The sequence below is a fragment of the Burkholderia sp. MSMB1588 genome (assembly GCF_001546925.1).
Lineage (GTDB): Bacteria > Pseudomonadota > Gammaproteobacteria > Burkholderiales > Burkholderiaceae > Burkholderia > Burkholderia humptydooensis.
The window spans coordinates 1-14,591 of sequence record NZ_LNJS01000001.1 but is presented as its reverse complement, the minus strand read 5'-3'; the positions used below and the strand labels follow the sequence as shown (position 1 = coordinate 14,591).

Sequence of the window (14,591 nt, the reverse complement as noted above, 5' to 3'; positions counted from 1 at the left end):
AGCGTAACGCTCAGGGAATGTTCAGGTACTTGTGCGTCTGCGTCGACAGCCGCCATTGGGGATGGCGCTTGCACCAGTCGATCGCGAGCTTCGTATTGAGCTCGCGCGACGGGCCGTCCATCGGCTGCACGAGGAAATGCTCGAAGTCGAGCTTCGCGTAATCGGCCAGGTGCTGGTTGTCCTGCGGCACCACCACCTTCAGTTCGTTGCCCTTCGTGACGACGAGCGGCGCATCCGCCTTCGGGCTCACGCAGATCCAGTCGATCGATTCGAGCACGGGCAGCGAGCCGTTCGTCTCGATCGCGATCGTGAAGCCCGCCGCGTGCAGCGCGTCGACGAGCGGCTGATCGAGCTGCAGCATCGGCTCGCCGCCCGTGCAGACGACGAAGCGATGCGCCTCGCCCGCCGGCCAGAGCGACGCGATCTTCTCCGCGAGCGATGCGGCATCCTTGAACTTGCCGCCGTTCTCGCCGTCGGTGCCGACGAAATCGGTATCGCAGAAGCGGCACACCGCGCCGTCGCGATCCGCCTCGCGCCCGGTCCACAGGTTGCAGCCGGCGAACCGGCAGAACACGGCGGGACGACCGGCGTTCGCGCCCTCGCCCTGCAATGTATAGAAGATTTCCTTGACCGTGTACGTCATGCTGCTTCATTCCGGCTTGCGCCGCTCGCCTTCCGTTACTCGATGAATCCTGTTGCCGCTCGCGCCCACGCGCGAGCGCCACGCCACGCCACGCCACGCCACGCGTCAGACGGGCGCCTCCGTCACGCTTTCGCCGCGCAGATACGCTTCGAAGCCGCGCTTGCGCAGCTTGCACGCCGGGCATTCGCCGCAGCCGAAGCCCCAGTCGTGCAGCTCCGAGCGCTCGCCGACGTAGCACGTGTGCGTCTCCACGCGGATCAGCTCGACAAGCGGCTTGCCGCCCAGTTGCTCGGCGAGCCGCCACGTATCGGCCTTGTCGAGCCACATCAGCGGCGTCTCCAGCACGAAGCGCGAGTCCATGCCGAGATTGAGCGTGACCTGCAGCGCCTTCATCGTGTCGTCGCGGCAATCCGGATAGCCGGAGAAATCGGTCTCGCACATGCCGCCGACGAGCACGCGCAGCCCGCGCCGATACGCGATCGCCGCGCCGATCGTCATGAACAGCAGGTTGCGGCCCGGCACGAACGTGTTCGGCAGGCCGTTCGACGCCGTCTCGATCTCGATCGCGCGCGTCATCGCCGTGTCGCTGATCGCGCCGAGCACCGACAGATCGACCATGTGATCGTCGCCGAGCTTGTGCGACCACTGCGGAAAACGCCGCTTCAGCGCATCGCGCACGCCCTCGCGGCATTCGAGCTCGACGCGGTGGCGCTGACCGTAATCGAAGCCGAGCGTCTCGACGGTCTGATAGCGCTCGAGCGCCCAGGCAACACACGTGGCCGAATCCTGGCCGCCGGAAAACAATACGAGCGCGCCGTCCTTAGCGTCTGTCCGAATCACCGTGATACTCCGTGAATGATGAGCGAGCGCGCCGGCGATCCGACGCGCGCCGGCCCACCCAGTATAGGCAGCAGCGCGCGGCCCGAAACGGCGCGGCACTTATGTCGCTCATCGCGCCGCGCGGGCGGCGCACGGACTCGCGCGATGCACGAGCCGCCGAAACGAAAAAAGGACTTGCGGCGCCTTTTCGCGCATCCTCAAGTCCTCTAAGTCTTTGAGTCGACGAAGATTTTATCACGCCGCCCCGCAATCGGCCGAGGACCGGAATGCCGCGCCACAAACGAAAAACCCCAAGAACCTGGCGATTCTTGGGGTGGGATACTGCTGGTGGCCTGGGGCGGAATCGAACCACCGACACGCGGATTTTCAAAACGTACCGCTGACACCAGCGCCCCGTCTGGCAAGGCATCGCGGCCGCCCAAGAAGCGAAAAGCGGCCTGAAGTATTACACAACTTGGCACATTCCGGGCACAGCCCGGTTCATCCTCGGCACATGCGGCATCCGCGGGCCAGCCCCCGCGCGACGCTGAACGGGATGCCGGATCGCTCGCGCGCGCCATGCGGCAGAGTTGACCGTGCGCATGTAGCACTCGAGCACTGCCTTCGGAGTTTTATCAACGCACCACAACCCCTTACAAATCAATGCTTTACGCAACTTGCAATTTGCAAAATCAAGGCTAACCAAGGTCAATCAGGGCTATCCAAGCTCATCCAAACTGTAATTTCACTGTAATTCTTTCAGACGCAGTGAAACGGGTCAGCGCCGCGCCTCTCACTCGCTGTTACTACTTTTCCCCCTCGTCCCGTCAACTCTGACAGGGTAGTTACACATCGACAGCGCGTGCTACAGTCGCCGCAGATTTCGTCTGAGGAGTTCTGCATGGGATTCGCGTTCATTCGGGAAGGCGACACAACCTCTCACGGCGGCCGCGTGCTCGCGTGTGACCCCACAAATACCGACGACGGGAAACCGTTGGCGTTGCTCGGCGACATGGTTTCATGTCCACGCTGCGGCGGCGTCTATCCGATCGTCAAGATCAAGGCTGACTTGCACATGACGTTCAACGGCCGTCCGGTAGCATCTGACGGCGACATGACGGCGTGCGGCGCGACGCTCATCGCATCGCAGAGCAGCGCAACGGCATCGCCAACCTCCGGTGCGGGAGACCCGATCGGCGGCCGCCGCAGCGTAGTGGCCCAACAGGCAAGCGCTGACCAATCCGGCCCGCACCGCGGGCGTTTCCAGGTTCTAGACGACGACACTGGGAAGCCTGTCGCCAACCACCCGTATACCGTTACCGGCAGCGACGGCAGCACCATCACGGGAACGACCGACGAGAACGGATATACCAACTGGCTTGAAACAGGGCGGGCTGCATCGCTGACCTTCGGGCGTTCCGGCGCGAGTTCTGCATGACCGACTATGCGCAAGGGGGCGGGTCCGGCGCGACGAGCCAAGGCGACGGGCGGACGAATCAGGTGCGCTTGCGGCGCAACGCGCTCGACGCACAGGATCGGCAAGCGCTTTGCGCGGTTATCTGCAAATGCAACGCTATGCCGACGATTGGCGTCGATGGACAAAGGTTGAAGCAGCAATGTGTTAGCGGCCGACTGAAAGCAGCCGATGCAATCGGCGACCATCAGAGCCCGTACAAGGCCGAAATTAATTACGACATGTCCCGTGACCCGCCTGCGCCGATCATGGATTCAGGAATATCCACAAAGGCACACGATTACCTGCCGGGCTGGATTCAAAAATACTGGCCTGGGGGTCTAGGCGGATACACGCCTGGGATCGGAAGCATTCGACGGCCCGATGTTGTGATTGTCAACGATCCGTCGTTACCGCCAACCCAAGACAACATTAAAAGCGTCGTCGAAATCAAATTTCCGCCGGATCGCCGCGACAATAAGCAGCAGGAGGCTTATGCGAGAATCGCCGGAGATTCGAGCAAAGTCGCGGTGATGGAACCCTCGGATTGCGGCTGTTCAGATGGGGACGCAACAAAGCCAACACCGTCTACGAGTCGCGTAACCACTTCGGACCTCGACGATGTGCTCGGTTCGGGATTTGGCAGTTATATGCATGGGACTCCCCCTCCGATGCCACCTAGTCCGATTCCAGTGCCATAACCAGCGGTCCAGATATGACGATGACGAACGAGCTTTTACAGCGCGCCCAGGAGCTTTCGAAGGTGGGCATGTTGCCTTACGCGTTGCTTGAACCTCGATACGCGCACGATGGCATTGGGGCTGCGCTCACAGTACGCGCGGCGCTCTACTTCAAAGGCGGCTACACGAGCGCTAAACGACAAGCGATTGCGGCCGCCTTCGACGCATACATGGCGCTTGCTCGCGGAGCCATTGAAGGCCAAGACAGCAATCCCGTCACATGGCTCTGGTTCAACGGCAAACGCGCATTGAGATTTGCGAAGGCGCCGTCCCTCCGGGATCTCGAAAAACGAACGGGAGAAAACGAAGGATTCGACGCGTGCTATGTCGGCGGGGAGTCAGCGCGCGATGCCTCATATTTCGAATTCACGACGTTCTGTCTTGAGAAGTTCCAGGCTGACCTCGGTACACGCGGGCTGGATGTTGCCGTTTTCAGTTTGCCTAGTCCGTTCGTCCGCCAAGATCCCGACGCATTCGTAAAACTCTTCCTGGCAGTGGCTGCGATGCTCGAGGCGGTCCACGGGCACGCGGGGCTGGCGATAAATTTATCCCCTACCGGACGCACTGAAAACGAGAGCAGTGAATACTATCTAGCACAACGTCTCGGACCAGGCGTCGATATAGGCGACCCACTTGCCATGGAAGTCCGCGACCTCACGGACCGGATCAAAACCGTCGACTGGCTCACGCTCATCGACAAGGCGATGCTCGGGAAGGTCGGGGACATCGACGCGCTGCAATCCGCGTTGCCGAAAGACTGGTACGCCTTAGTGCCATGTGCGCAAGGGCTGATGATCCGCGCCGGTGTGGCGCCAGAAGCGGGCGTAGCTCACGCAGACACCGCGCCATCTGCTCCGCCTGCGTATGTCGTGCTCAATGCCGCCTTGCGCCCACTCGTTGCAGATACCGTTTCGATCCTTCAGCGTGGCACCGTGAACGGCGACGCTCCCGTCTACAACTCCAAGGTCAGCAGCAACGCCTGGCTTCGGCGTTTCGACGTATCCGAAAGCGAGTTGCTCAATGCCAAAGCGGCCGTGCTCGATACACCGAGACTTCCGCCGGCCGCCTAACGACTGCATGAATCCGCATCGTGGCGCATCAAAACGCACGATTTCCGGGCACCCCGACACGCCCGGAACCCCGCGCCACAAGGGCCGCCGAGCCGGACGGCCCGGTGCACTAAAACCCCCCACTCAAGCGAAGCCCGCAGGCGAGGAGGGGACCGCGCAGAAGCCGCCGCGGCGGCCTGCTGGTGCGGGCGGGCCGGCCCCTCAAACGCCCCCGTGCAGCCGCGTCATGGCCTCGCAGAGTCGCTCGCGGCGCTCGACCCGAAGCGGGCCACCCTGCCAACGCCAAGCCGCTGTAGGCCCTCTATCCGCACCGACGTCGCCCTATACCGCTTTCGCGGCCTCGCGGCAACAGTGTTCGGGACAATGGGACGCCAGACGGGACAACGGGACGCCAGACGGGACAACGGGACGCCAGACGGGACAACGGGACGCTAGTCGGGACAACGGGACGCTAGTCGGGACACGAATGGGACAGCGACGGGATGCCCTATGCGCCGTCGCACCGAGCGACTCCGCAGCTCGCGCTCGTCAGACGCAAAAAGGGCCGCGCCCGGTTGCCCGGTGCGCGGCCCTTCGCGTGGCGAATGCGCTTCGTTACACCGGCTTGTGCGACTTGAGCCACTCCTTCACAGCCGTAGCTGAATTGTCCCTTATGGGTTACAATTCTCGCATGTTCAAAGTTCTGACGACCCCCCAGTTTGACAAATGGCTCGACGGGCTTCGCGACCCGGTCGGTAGCGCGGCGATCAACCTGCGCATCGAGCGGGCAAAGCTTGGCAATCTCGGCCAATGGCGCGCAGTCGGCGACGGCGTCAACGAAATGAAGATTGATGTGGGGCCGGGATATCGGGCCTACTTCGTGCGACGCGGAAAAATTATCGTCGTGGTGTTGTGCGGCGGGGACAAGTCGACGCAGAAGAAGGACATCAAGCTAGCGAAGCAAATCGCCGGCGAACTGGAGGATTGAGTATGAAAATCAGCGAACTGGCCGAGTTCGACGGCTCGAAGTACCTGAAGGACGAAGAAACGATTCGTCACTACCTGGCGCAAGCGTTCGAGGATGGAAATCCGCGCCTGATTCAAGCCGCGCTTGGGAACGTTGCGAAGGCGCGCGGCATGACGGCGCTCGCGCGCGAGTCCGGCGTGAAGCGTGAAGCGCTCTACCGCGCGCTGTCGGAAGGTGGGAACGCGGAATTCGCAACGATCATGAAAGTTGTGGGCGCGTTGGGGCTGCACCTGACCGTTGCGCCGGCCGAACCTGCGCCGGTGCCCGCGCCAGCAACAACGCGTGCACGCTCGCGCGTTCGCACGGCTGCACACGCGTAACGCCATCGACGGCCGGATGCGCGGCGTTGCACTGGCCTGCGCGCTACGCCGCGACCGGCGCCGGCGGAATCTCGTAATCGTCGAACGTCACAACCTCGTCGCCGAGCCAGTCGTTCAGCTCGGCGAAGCGGGCCTGCAGCGGCCTGATTTCGTTGCGCCCGAACACGCGCGCGGCGGTATCCGGGGTGCCGAACCCGCCCGAATTGCTCGGCACGATGCCGAGCAGTTGCGGCGGCACGCGATGCGCGGCGAGCAGGTCATCGCGCGTCACGTTCTTGATGTTGAAGAACTCATCTTTCGCGGCAACCTCGGACACGGGAATGAGCTGGATGCCGTCCTTCTTCCCGCCCGGCGCGTACATGAACACGTTGCGGAAGTTGCCCGGCCCCTTCGCGTTCTTCAGCGCGTCGCGCATGTTGTCCACGTCGTCCTGCTTCTGCGCGGCGTCGGTCATGTACAGGATGAAGCCGGCGTGGCTGCCGTTCTCGTAATACTTGCGCCGGAACAGCGTCGACGATTCGTTCAGCCACGCCGAGTGCAGCGAGCTCAGATACTCGGGCAGGCCGTAGACCTCCTGATTGATGTCCGGCCGCACGAGCTGGAACACGCTGTCGGGCGCGAACTCGTGCCGGTCCTGCCAGCCGTTCACGTACACGAAACCGCTGAAATCCGCCTTGCGCCGCGTGTACTTCGCCAGCGCGGGCTCGAGGCGCAACGTGCCACCGAGCCGGTTTTGTCTGCGCTCCAGGTAGCCGTTGCCGAACGTCAGGAAATCGAGCGCCCATCGCTCGAACGCGTGCCGCGACAGCCAGCGGTGCGGGCGAAACGTCGACGCGAGCACGTTCGCCTTGAAGAACAGCGCCGAGCTATGGTGCGTGCTCGCGCGAAACGATTTCGCCAGGCCGGCGAAGCTGACCGGCGGCTCGAACCATTCGCCGTTCGACCAACACTCGACGTAATCGAGAATCTCGGCCCGGTTCATGACGGGCGTCGGATCGTCGAACGTGAAGACCTCGGCGCGCGCCGGCACGGCGCTGCCGGCGCTCGGATTTGGCGCGGCCGCGAACGTGCGCGGCGCGCGCGATCGGCGCTTGCTCATGCGTAAAACTCCGTGAATGAAGATGAATGAATGCCGCCGCCGGCGAGCGGCTCGCGGTCGATCGCGTGCAGGCACGCCCACGCCAGGTCGGCGTGGCCCGTCTCGTCGGTGCGGCCGGCGGTGTAGGTCGCCTGACGGCCGCTCGCCGTCATCGTCTGTTTGATCGCCATGAACGCCGCGGCCAGATCGGTCCAGCCCGCGTCGAATTGCAGGCGGCCGTTCCGGACGACGGATTGGCCCTTGAGCACGAGGCGGGTTTTCACCTCGGGCGAGTAGTTCAGCGCGACGGCGGCCGGGAAGAACTTGCACACGAGCTGGTAGACGCCTTGCCCCATGCCCGTGGTATCGATCGCGATGTAGCCGACGTTGTAGCGCCGCGTGATCGCTTCGATCGCCGCGGCCTGTTCCTCGAAATCGTTGCCGCGGAACTGGTGGCGTTCGAGCACGCGGAAGGCGCCGCCGTCGACGCGCGGCGGCGCCACGACGACGAGCCCCGCCGAGTCGCCCGTGAGCGCCGGATCGTAGCCGACCCATACCTCGCGATGGCCGAACGGCCGCAGCAGCAGCGGCGAGAAGTCGTCCGCCCATTCCTCCCACGAGTCGACCATGCAGCGTTGCAGGTCCGACAGCTTGAACACCGACAGCGAATCGTCGATGAAGTGGCACATCAGCAGGTTCGCGAATTCCTCGGCGCTGTATTCGCGGCGCAGCTCGTCGATGTCGAACAGGTTGCAGCCGCCCGCCATCGCGTCGAGCACGGTCACGATCTGCCGCCACTGTGCGTCCTCGCCCAACATGCCGCGCACGAGCGCTTCGTGGCTCGTGTCGATCTGGATGCGCTCGCCCGCGGCGCGGCCGCGGTTCGCATGCGCGCCGCTCCAAAATGCGTACGCCTCGTGCGTGACGCTCGACGGCGTGCTGAAGTACGTCTTGCGCCAGCGCTTGTGCATCGCCATGCCGGAGGCGACCTTGTTCAGCTCGCGGAACTTCGGCACCCAAAAGTATTCGTCGAAGTAGAAGTTGCCGTGGTACGACTGCGCGGTGCGCGCGTTCGTGCCCAGGAAGTACAACGTCGCGCCGCTCGGCAGGATGATCGGATCGCCCGTGAGCTCGATGTCGGCCGCCTCGCGCGCGAACTGCGTGATGTACTGCTTGAAGACGTGCGCCTGAGCCTTGCTCGCCGACAGGAAGATTTGATTGCGGTCGGTTTCGAGCGCGTCGACCAGCGCCTCGCGCGCGAAGTACCACGTTGCACCAATCTGCCGCGATTTCAGGATGTTGCGCGTGCGCTGATCGCCGTTCCGATACCAGACTTTCTGATAGTCGAACAGTGAATCGCGGAACGCTTCGATGATGCGCCTGTGCTGTTCCTCGCTGATTTCGTTGCGCGGCGCGCGGCGCTTCGGGCCGGCGTTGCGCGACGCAATCTTCGGGTTCAGGTCGGATTCCTTCCCCGTCTCGTCGTACTTGCGCACGCGCGCGAGCCGCTCGACCTGGCGGCCGAGCAGGTCGATTTCCTTGTAGTCCGCGCCGTCCTTCTTCTCCTTCGCGATCAACACCATCAGGCGCACTTCGAGCGATGCCTCGATGCGTTCGACGGGCGTTGCGTCCTTCCATTTCTCGCGTCGGCACCACGACGCGACGGTCGCGGGCCTGATGTCGAGATGGCGGGCGATCGACGCGATGCGCCAGCCTTGCCAATAGAGCGTGCGCGCGACCTTGCGCACGTCGTTTTCGAGCTGATGAGGGTCCGTAGTTTCGAGCATGCGGCCAAGCGTAGGCCGCCGCGTGCGCGCGAGCACGCGCAGCGCGCTGTACCCGCGTGACCCACAAACGCCGCGGATTGAGCCGTGGCGCGTGAACGCCGAACATGAGAACCACGCTCACTCAACCACGTTCGACCCTCTCTATGGCAAGCAAAACCAAATTCTTCCGCGTCGCAGTGGAAGGCGCGACCGTCGACGGTCGCGAGATCAAGCGTGAATGGCTCACGCAGATGGCGAAGCACTACGACCCGAAGCTGTACGGCGCGCGCGTCAACCTCGAACACCTGAAGGGCTGGGCGCCGCTCTCGGCGAACAACCCGTTCGGTGCATACGGCGACGTGATCGCGCTGAAGGCGGCCGAAATCGAGGACGGCCCGCTGAAAGGGAGGATGGCGCTGTTTGCGCAGATCGATCCGACCGACGAGCTCGTCGCGCTGTCGAAGAAGCGCCAGAAGATTTTTACGTCGATCGAAATCAACCCCGACTTCGCCGACATCGGCGAGGCGTATCTCGTCGGGCTCGCGGCGACCGATGACCCGGCGAGCCTCGGCACCGAAGCGCTGCAATTCGCCGCGAAGCGCTCGAACAACCTCTATTCGCCGGCGTGCGAGACGGCGATCGAATTCGAAGGCGCGACCGAAACGGCCGGCCTCAAGGAATGGGTGAAGGGCCTGTTCGCCCGCAATCGCGAGAACGACGACGAGCGCTTCGCCGACGTGCGCGAAGCGGTCGAACAGGTCGCCACCCATGCGCACCACACGGGCCGCGAAGTCGCGACGCTGAGCGCGGCTGTCACGAGCGCCACGAGCGCGGCCGCCGACGCGAAGAAGCGCGCTGACGAAGCGTTCGCCGCCGTCGAAGCGCTCACCGAGAAGCTGTCGAACACCGGCAACGGCGCGCCGCAGCGCCCGCCGTCGACCGGCTCGACGGGCGAGCTCGTGACCGACTGCTGACCGACTGCTGACCCATCCCGCACACCACACAGGAGAATTTCCCGATGAGGAAGGAAACGCGCAAAGCGTATGAAAAGTTCGCCGCGCAAATCGCCAAGCTGAACGACACGGCCGACGTGTCGGCGAAGTTCGCGGTCGAGCCGACCGTGCAACAGCGGCTCGAAACGAAGATGCAGGAATCGAGCGAGTTTCTCAAGCGCATCAACGTGCTGCCCGTGACCGAGCTCGAAGGCGAAAAGCTCGGCCTGTCCGTGTCCGGCCCGATCGCGAGCCGCACCGACACGACGAAGGCCGCGCGCCAACCGATCGACCCGACGGCGCTCGACAGCAACCGCTACCGCTGCGAGAAGACCGACTACGACACGGCGATTCCGTATCGCAAGCTCGACATGTGGGCGAAGTTCGCCGACTTCCAGCAGCGCATCCGCGACGTGATCCTCAACCAGGGGGCGGTCGATCGCATCATGATCGGCTGGAACGGCGTGAAGGCGGCCGCGACGACTGACCGCCAGGCGAACCCGCTGTTGCAGGACGTGAACATCGGCTGGCTGCAACAGTACCGCGAGCGCGCGGCGCAGCGCGTGCTGCACGAAGGCGCGAAGCAGGCCGGCAAGGTGCTCGTCGGCAAGGCGGGCGATTACGAGAACCTCGACGCGCTCGTGATGGACATCGTTTCGTCGATGATCGACCCGTGGTTCCAGGAGGACACGGGCCTCGTCGTGATCTGCGGCCGCGAGCTGCTGCACGACAAGTATTTCCCGATCGTCAACGCGACGCAGGCGCCGACCGAGCAGCTCGCGGCCGATCTGATCGTGAGCCAGAAGCGCATCGGCAATCTGCCGGCCGTGCGCGTGCCGCACTTCCCGAGACGCGCGCTGATGGTGACGAAGCTCGATAACCTGTCGATCTACTTCCAGGAAGGCGCGCGCCGGCGTGCACTGATCGACAACCCGAAGCGCGACCGCATCGAGAACTACGAATCGTCGAACGACGCCTACGTGGTCGAAGACTTCGGCTGCGGCTGCGTGGCCGAAAACATCGAACTGGTGGCGGCATGACGATCAACACGCCCGCCCGCGCGCACTTCAATCGCGTCTCGGCCGCGCGCGCGGCGGCCGCCGTGTCGCCCGGCGCGACGATGAAGGGCGCGACCGCCTATGAGCTGATGCTCGCGAAGCTCGCGGCCGACCGCCGCGCGCTCAAGGGCATTCAGTCGATCGAGCGGAAGATCGAGCTGAAACGCAAGCTGCTGCCGGAGTACGCCGACTACGTGGCGGGCGTGTTGAGCGGCGGCCGCGGCGCGCAGGACGACGTGCTCGTGACGGTGATGGTCTGGCGCATCGACGCCAGCGACTTCGACGGCGCGCTCGCGATCGCGGCCTACGCGCTCGCGCACGGCCTGACGCTGCCCGACCAGTTCGAGCGTTCGCTCGCGTCGCTCGTCGCCGAGCAGTTCGCCGACGCCGCGCTGTCGTCGTTCCTCGACGGCGAGACGTTCGACGCGGCGAGCCTCGAGCTCGTCGACGATCTGACGCGCGACGCGGACATGCACGACCAGGTGCGCGCGAAGCTGTACAAGGCGCTCGGCTACGCGACGCAGGCCGCCGCGCCGGCGCGCGCGCTCGACTATCTGCGCCGCGCGGTCGCGCTGAACGATCGCGTCGGCGTGAAAAAGGACATCGACCGGCTGACGAAGCAGGTCGAAGCCGCGGGCCGTCGGGGCGACGGCGCCGACGGCACGTAAGGAGCCCACCTCGGCATGGCGGCACCGGCGCCCAGGCCCTACGCCTGACGGTTACGGACCTGGTGCGCCGGTCCACCGCCACCTCATTGCGAACCGACCATGAACAGCTTTGTTGCCACCGCCGCGCCCGCCGTCGCGGCGACGCCGATCGAAGGCACGTTGACGAACGACGGCTTCTTCCCGGACATCGATCTGTCCGCGCTGCGCGACGCGATGCGCCTGGACGGCACCGTGACGGCCGAGCGGCTGCGGCACGCCGCGCGCGACGCGATGCTGACCGTGAACGACGAGCTCGCCGCGTGGCGCGCCCGGCAGCGCGCGGCGGGCGCGACGACGCTCGCCGACGCGCCGGCGCCGCGCATCGATGGCGAATCGGCTCACGTGGCCCGCTACCGGCGCGCGGTGTACCACCTGACGCTCGCGGACGTGACCGAGAAGTACCGCGGCTACGACACGACGAAGAGCGGCGGCCAGGTTGCGGCCGATCTGGCGTCGACGGTCGACGATTCGCGCCGCGCTGCGCGATGGGCGATCAGCGACATTCTCGGCCTCGCGCGCTCGACGGTGGAGCTGATCTGATGGCCCGCCCCCTGTACCGCATTCGTCAGTTTGCGCAGTCCCGCGTGCGCGGCGGGAAACTGTTCTGCGCCGGCGCGTGCCAGGTGCAGCAGCGCGTCGCTGGCCTGTTCTGGCTGGAGATTGCCTATTGCTCGGATCGCACCGGCGCGGAGGCGGCCATACGAGCCGCCGTGCTCGCGCGCCGGCGAGCCCGAATCAAGCCGCGCGTGCTCGGCCTGTTCGATCACGACGGGCAGGCGCTCGGCGAATGAAGATTGCGGCGCTGCAAGGCGAGACGCTCGACGCGCTGTGCTGGCGGCACTACGGCAGCACGGCGGGCACGGTCGAAGCCGTGCTCGAGGCGAACCCCGGCCTCGCCGAGCTCGGCGTGGTGCTGCCGATGGGAACCGTCGTGGAGATGCCCGAGCGCAGCGCGATCGAGACGACCACGCCGCTATTGCAACTGTTTGACTGACCGGAGCCGAATGAATGGCTGAACCGAACACCACCTCGGCCGCGGCGCTGTTCGCCGCGGTCGGCCTCGCCGGCATCGCGCCGGGCGTCGACGGCGACGCGCTGATCGGCGCGTTCGCGGGCGCGGCGCTCGTCGTCGTCACGTCGAAAGACCTCGGCCTCGCAAAGCGCGCCGCGTACATGCTCATCTCGCTCGTGATGGGCTACCTTGCCGCACCCGAAATCATCCACGCCGTGCCGATCCGCTCGACGGGCGTCGCCGCGTTCTTCGCGGCCGCGCTCGTGATCGCGGTCACGCTGACGCTGATCGAGCGCGTGAAGGGCATGGACCTGTTCGCGCTGTTTCGCAAGGGAGACTGACGTGCATGTCTCGTCCGCACTCGTCGCGCTCGCCGCGCACCTGGCCGTCATCGTGCGCGTGCTGACCTACCGCAAGAACGGCGCGCGGCATCGCTTCCACGTCGCGTGGGCGGCCTGGGTGATCGTCGCGATTTCCGGCGGCTCGGCGATCGAACTGCTGTTTCATCCGAAGCCGACCGGCTTCTTTCACGCGGCGCTCGCGGTTCTGCTCGCCGTGTTGGTGTACCTCGCGCGCGGCAACGTCGCGCGCCTTCTACGGAGTGACGAAGCGTGAACATCCTTCGATTCAACGATCACGGCGCGGAAGTCGGGCTGCTGCAGCAGCGGCTCGTGCGCGCCGGCTACCCGGTCGACGTATCGCACCTTTACGACGAACAGACCGAGCGGGCCGTTCAGACGTTGCAGGCGACCGCGGGCCTTGTCGTCGACGGCATCGCCGGCCCGAAGACGTACCGGGTGCTCGCCAGCGGGCAGCGCGACCCCAAGCACCTGACCGACGCCGACCTCGCGCGCGCGGCCGCGACGCTCGGCGTATCCGTCGCATGCGTGCGGGCGGTCAACGAAGTTGAGTCCCGCGGCGTCGGCTTTCTGGACGACGGCCGGCCGAAAATCCTGTTCGAGCGGCATGTCATGTATCAGCGGCTCGTCGCGAATGTCGGCAAGGAAGCGGCGGATGCGGCCGCCGCGCGTTGGCCGGGCGTCGTCAATCCGAAGCGCGGCGGCTACCAGGGCGGCGCCGCCGAATACGTGCGGCTCGACACCGCGGCGCGGATCGACGCGGCGTCCGCCTACGAGTCGGCGAGCTGGGGCGCGTTCCAGATCATGGCGTACCACTGGAAGCGCCTGAACTACGCGAGCGTCGACGAATTCGTGTCCCGTATGGAGCTGGGCGAAGCCGAGCACCTCGACGCGTTCGTGCGGTACGTCGCGGCCGACAAGAAACTGTTGGTCGCGCTTCGTGCCCGGAAGTGGGCGGCGTTCGCGGAAGGCTACAACGGCCCGGAATTCGCGATCAACCTGTATGACGTGAAGCTCGACCGCGCGTATGCGAAGTACGCCGGCGCGGGCAAGGCGGCCGCATGAGCTTCACGCGCCTCATGCCGTGGCTGGCGCTGCTCGCGTTGACCGCGCTCGTCGCGAGTTGCCAGCACGGCCGCGCGCTGCGCGCGCAGCTCGACCGGGCGACCGACGACGCGCGCCGCGCGAAACACGAGGCGCAAGCGAGCGCTGCCGTCATCGAGCGTCTGTTGGCCGATGCCAAGGCGAAAGACGCGCAGCGCGAGCAACTCGACCGTGCGCGCGCCGGCGTCGACGCGACGCTCGCGACCTATCGAAACGAACTGCGGAGACTGATCGATGAAAACGCCGCCGTGCGCGCCTGGGCTGCTGGCGCTCTGCCTGACGACGTTGTGCGCCTGCACGCAAGCCCGCCCTCAATGGCGCCGACGATTACGCTCAACGAATGCGCGGCGGTGACGCCGTGCACGATGCCGGCGATGGCGCCGCGAACCAACGGTGAGCTGAGCGACGCGCTGCACGTCGCGCGCGCGGCGTGGGCGCGCTGCGCGTCCGAAGTCGACATGATC

Annotated in this window: 18 protein-coding genes and 2 pseudogenes; 16 read left to right on the top strand and 4 right to left on the bottom strand. The window is 65.4% G+C overall.

The annotated features are described in order from the left end of the window. Window positions 1-10: 10 nt before the first annotated feature. Both queE and queC read right to left on the bottom strand, forming a co-directional pair. Window positions 11-643 carry a 7-carboxy-7-deazaguanine synthase gene (queE, locus tag WS92_RS11785; RefSeq protein ID WP_059930665.1) on the bottom strand — a complete coding sequence of 211 codons (633 nt, stop codon included), beginning with the start codon at window positions 641-643 and terminating at the stop codon, window positions 11-13. Window positions 644-748: 105 nt separating this feature from the next. Then, window positions 749-1,483: a 7-cyano-7-deazaguanine synthase QueC gene (queC, locus tag WS92_RS11780; RefSeq protein WP_006024104.1), complete on the bottom strand. Its 735-nt coding sequence runs from the start codon at window positions 1,481-1,483 to the stop codon at window positions 749-751. 880 nt (window positions 1,484-2,363) lie between these two features. On the opposite strand from queC, the gene WS92_RS11775 reads away from it, so the two are divergent. The 5 genes from WS92_RS11775 (at window position 2,364) to WS92_RS11760 (ending at window position 6,051) form a co-directional block, all read left to right on the top strand. Next, entirely contained in the window at window positions 2,364-2,900 is a 537-nt protein-coding gene (locus tag WS92_RS11775) for a PAAR domain-containing protein (protein WP_059930683.1), read from the top strand. After that, complete coding sequence (locus WS92_RS31945; protein ID WP_082743599.1) at window positions 2,897-3,616, top strand: VRR-NUC domain-containing protein; 720 nt, start codon at window positions 2,897-2,899, stop codon at window positions 3,614-3,616. Before WS92_RS11775 ends, WS92_RS31945 begins: the two co-directional genes overlap by 4 nt. A 14-nt stretch (window positions 3,617-3,630) precedes the next feature. Next, on the top strand, window positions 3,631-4,725 hold the full coding sequence (locus WS92_RS11770) for a type VI immunity family protein (RefSeq protein WP_059930667.1): 1,095 nt from the start codon (window positions 3,631-3,633) through the stop codon (window positions 4,723-4,725). Window positions 4,726-5,395: 670 nt separating this feature from the next. Continuing rightward, window positions 5,396-5,692, top strand: coding sequence for a type II toxin-antitoxin system RelE/ParE family toxin (locus tag WS92_RS11765; protein ID WP_006027262.1), 297 nt, complete (start codon window positions 5,396-5,398; stop codon window positions 5,690-5,692). Window positions 5,693-5,694: 2 nt separating this feature from the next. Next, window positions 5,695-6,051, top strand: a complete 357-nt coding sequence (locus tag WS92_RS11760; RefSeq protein ID WP_004202809.1) for an addiction module antidote protein — start codon at window positions 5,695-5,697, stop codon at window positions 6,049-6,051. 43 nt (window positions 6,052-6,094) lie between these two features. On the opposite strand, the gene WS92_RS11755 is transcribed toward WS92_RS11760, so the two are convergent. Beyond that, window positions 6,095-7,150: a phage portal protein gene (locus WS92_RS11755; protein WP_061083856.1), complete on the bottom strand. Its 1,056-nt coding sequence runs from the start codon at window positions 7,148-7,150 to the stop codon at window positions 6,095-6,097. Next, window positions 7,147-8,916 carry a terminase ATPase subunit family protein gene (locus WS92_RS11750; protein ID WP_061083892.1) on the bottom strand — a complete coding sequence of 590 codons (1,770 nt, stop codon included), beginning with the start codon at window positions 8,914-8,916 and terminating at the stop codon, window positions 7,147-7,149. The genes WS92_RS11755 and WS92_RS11750 overlap by 4 nt, the downstream gene beginning before the upstream one ends. Window positions 8,917-9,059: 143 nt before the next feature. Between WS92_RS11750 and WS92_RS11745 the strand changes: the two genes are divergently transcribed. The 11 genes and pseudogenes from WS92_RS11745 to lysC all read left to right on the top strand — a co-directional run. Next, window positions 9,060-9,869, top strand: a complete 810-nt coding sequence (locus WS92_RS11745; RefSeq protein ID WP_059934701.1) for a GPO family capsid scaffolding protein — start codon at window positions 9,060-9,062, stop codon at window positions 9,867-9,869. A 44-nt stretch (window positions 9,870-9,913) separates the two neighbouring features. Next, on the top strand, window positions 9,914-10,927 hold the full coding sequence (locus tag WS92_RS11740) for a phage major capsid protein, P2 family (RefSeq protein ID WP_059934700.1): 1,014 nt from the start codon (window positions 9,914-9,916) through the stop codon (window positions 10,925-10,927). Continuing rightward, window positions 10,924-11,613 (top strand): phage terminase small subunit, encoded by a 690-nt coding sequence (locus tag WS92_RS11735; RefSeq protein ID WP_059934699.1) that lies wholly within the window; start codon window positions 10,924-10,926, stop codon window positions 11,611-11,613. Before WS92_RS11740 ends, WS92_RS11735 begins: the two co-directional genes overlap by 4 nt. Before the next feature lie 99 nt (window positions 11,614-11,712). Continuing rightward, a complete protein-coding gene (locus WS92_RS11730) occupies window positions 11,713-12,192 on the top strand; it encodes a head completion/stabilization protein (protein ID WP_059929026.1) in 480 nt (159 codons plus the stop codon). Then, the gene (locus tag WS92_RS11725) at window positions 12,192-12,443 is read left to right on the top strand and encodes a hypothetical protein (RefSeq protein ID WP_059929023.1); all 252 of its coding nucleotides are present in this window, start codon (window positions 12,192-12,194) and stop codon (window positions 12,441-12,443) included. Before WS92_RS11730 ends, WS92_RS11725 begins: the two co-directional genes overlap by 1 nt. Further along, complete coding sequence (locus WS92_RS11720; protein ID WP_010112635.1) at window positions 12,440-12,646, top strand: tail protein X; 207 nt, start codon at window positions 12,440-12,442, stop codon at window positions 12,644-12,646. The genes WS92_RS11725 and WS92_RS11720 overlap by 4 nt, the downstream gene beginning before the upstream one ends. Window positions 12,647-12,660: 14 nt before the next feature. Continuing rightward, entirely contained in the window at window positions 12,661-13,005 is a 345-nt protein-coding gene (locus WS92_RS11715) for a putative holin (RefSeq protein ID WP_004553021.1), read from the top strand. Between the two features lies 1 nt (window position 13,006). Then, a complete protein-coding gene (locus WS92_RS11710) occupies window positions 13,007-13,279 on the top strand; it encodes a phage holin family protein (protein WP_004524440.1) in 273 nt (90 codons plus the stop codon). Further along, complete coding sequence (locus tag WS92_RS11705) at window positions 13,276-14,088, top strand: N-acetylmuramidase domain-containing protein (protein WP_061083855.1); 813 nt, start codon at window positions 13,276-13,278, stop codon at window positions 14,086-14,088. Before WS92_RS11710 ends, WS92_RS11705 begins: the two co-directional genes overlap by 4 nt. Then, window positions 14,085-14,375, top strand: a pseudogene (locus WS92_RS36545) (LysB family phage lysis regulatory protein); the annotation flags it as partial. The gene WS92_RS11705 and the pseudogene WS92_RS36545, both read left to right, overlap by 4 nt. Further along, a pseudogene (lysC, locus tag WS92_RS36540) lies at window positions 14,362-14,591 on the top strand (Rz1-like lysis system protein LysC); the annotation flags it as partial. The pseudogenes WS92_RS36545 and lysC, both read left to right, overlap by 14 nt.

Excerpts from the sequence above, each read along its gene's own strand:
- queE (WP_059930665.1), bottom strand. The coding sequence starts at position 643 with ATGACGTACACGGTCAAGGAAATCTTCTATACATTGCAGGGCGAGGGC.
- WS92_RS11775 (WP_059930683.1), top strand. The coding sequence starts at position 2,364 with ATGGGATTCGCGTTCATTCGGGAAGGCGACACAACCTCTCACGGCGGC.
- WS92_RS31945 (WP_082743599.1), top strand. The coding sequence starts at position 2,897 with ATGACCGACTATGCGCAAGGGGGCGGGTCCGGCGCGACGAGCCAAGGC.
- WS92_RS11770 (WP_059930667.1), top strand. The coding sequence starts at position 3,631 with ATGACGATGACGAACGAGCTTTTACAGCGCGCCCAGGAGCTTTCGAAG.
- WS92_RS11765 (WP_006027262.1), top strand. The coding sequence starts at position 5,396 with ATGTTCAAAGTTCTGACGACCCCCCAGTTTGACAAATGGCTCGACGGG.
- WS92_RS11760 (WP_004202809.1), top strand. The coding sequence starts at position 5,695 with ATGAAAATCAGCGAACTGGCCGAGTTCGACGGCTCGAAGTACCTGAAG.
- WS92_RS11755 (WP_061083856.1), bottom strand. The coding sequence starts at position 7,150 with ATGAGCAAGCGCCGATCGCGCGCGCCGCGCACGTTCGCGGCCGCGCCA.
- WS92_RS11750 (WP_061083892.1), bottom strand. The coding sequence starts at position 8,916 with ATGCTCGAAACTACGGACCCTCATCAGCTCGAAAACGACGTGCGCAAG.
- WS92_RS11745 (WP_059934701.1), top strand. The coding sequence starts at position 9,060 with ATGGCAAGCAAAACCAAATTCTTCCGCGTCGCAGTGGAAGGCGCGACC.
- WS92_RS11740 (WP_059934700.1), top strand. The coding sequence starts at position 9,914 with ATGAGGAAGGAAACGCGCAAAGCGTATGAAAAGTTCGCCGCGCAAATC.
- WS92_RS11735 (WP_059934699.1), top strand. The coding sequence starts at position 10,924 with ATGACGATCAACACGCCCGCCCGCGCGCACTTCAATCGCGTCTCGGCC.
- WS92_RS11730 (WP_059929026.1), top strand. The coding sequence starts at position 11,713 with ATGAACAGCTTTGTTGCCACCGCCGCGCCCGCCGTCGCGGCGACGCCG.
- WS92_RS11725 (WP_059929023.1), top strand. The coding sequence starts at position 12,192 with ATGGCCCGCCCCCTGTACCGCATTCGTCAGTTTGCGCAGTCCCGCGTG.
- WS92_RS11720 (WP_010112635.1), top strand. The coding sequence starts at position 12,440 with ATGAAGATTGCGGCGCTGCAAGGCGAGACGCTCGACGCGCTGTGCTGG.
- WS92_RS11715 (WP_004553021.1), top strand. The coding sequence starts at position 12,661 with ATGGCTGAACCGAACACCACCTCGGCCGCGGCGCTGTTCGCCGCGGTC.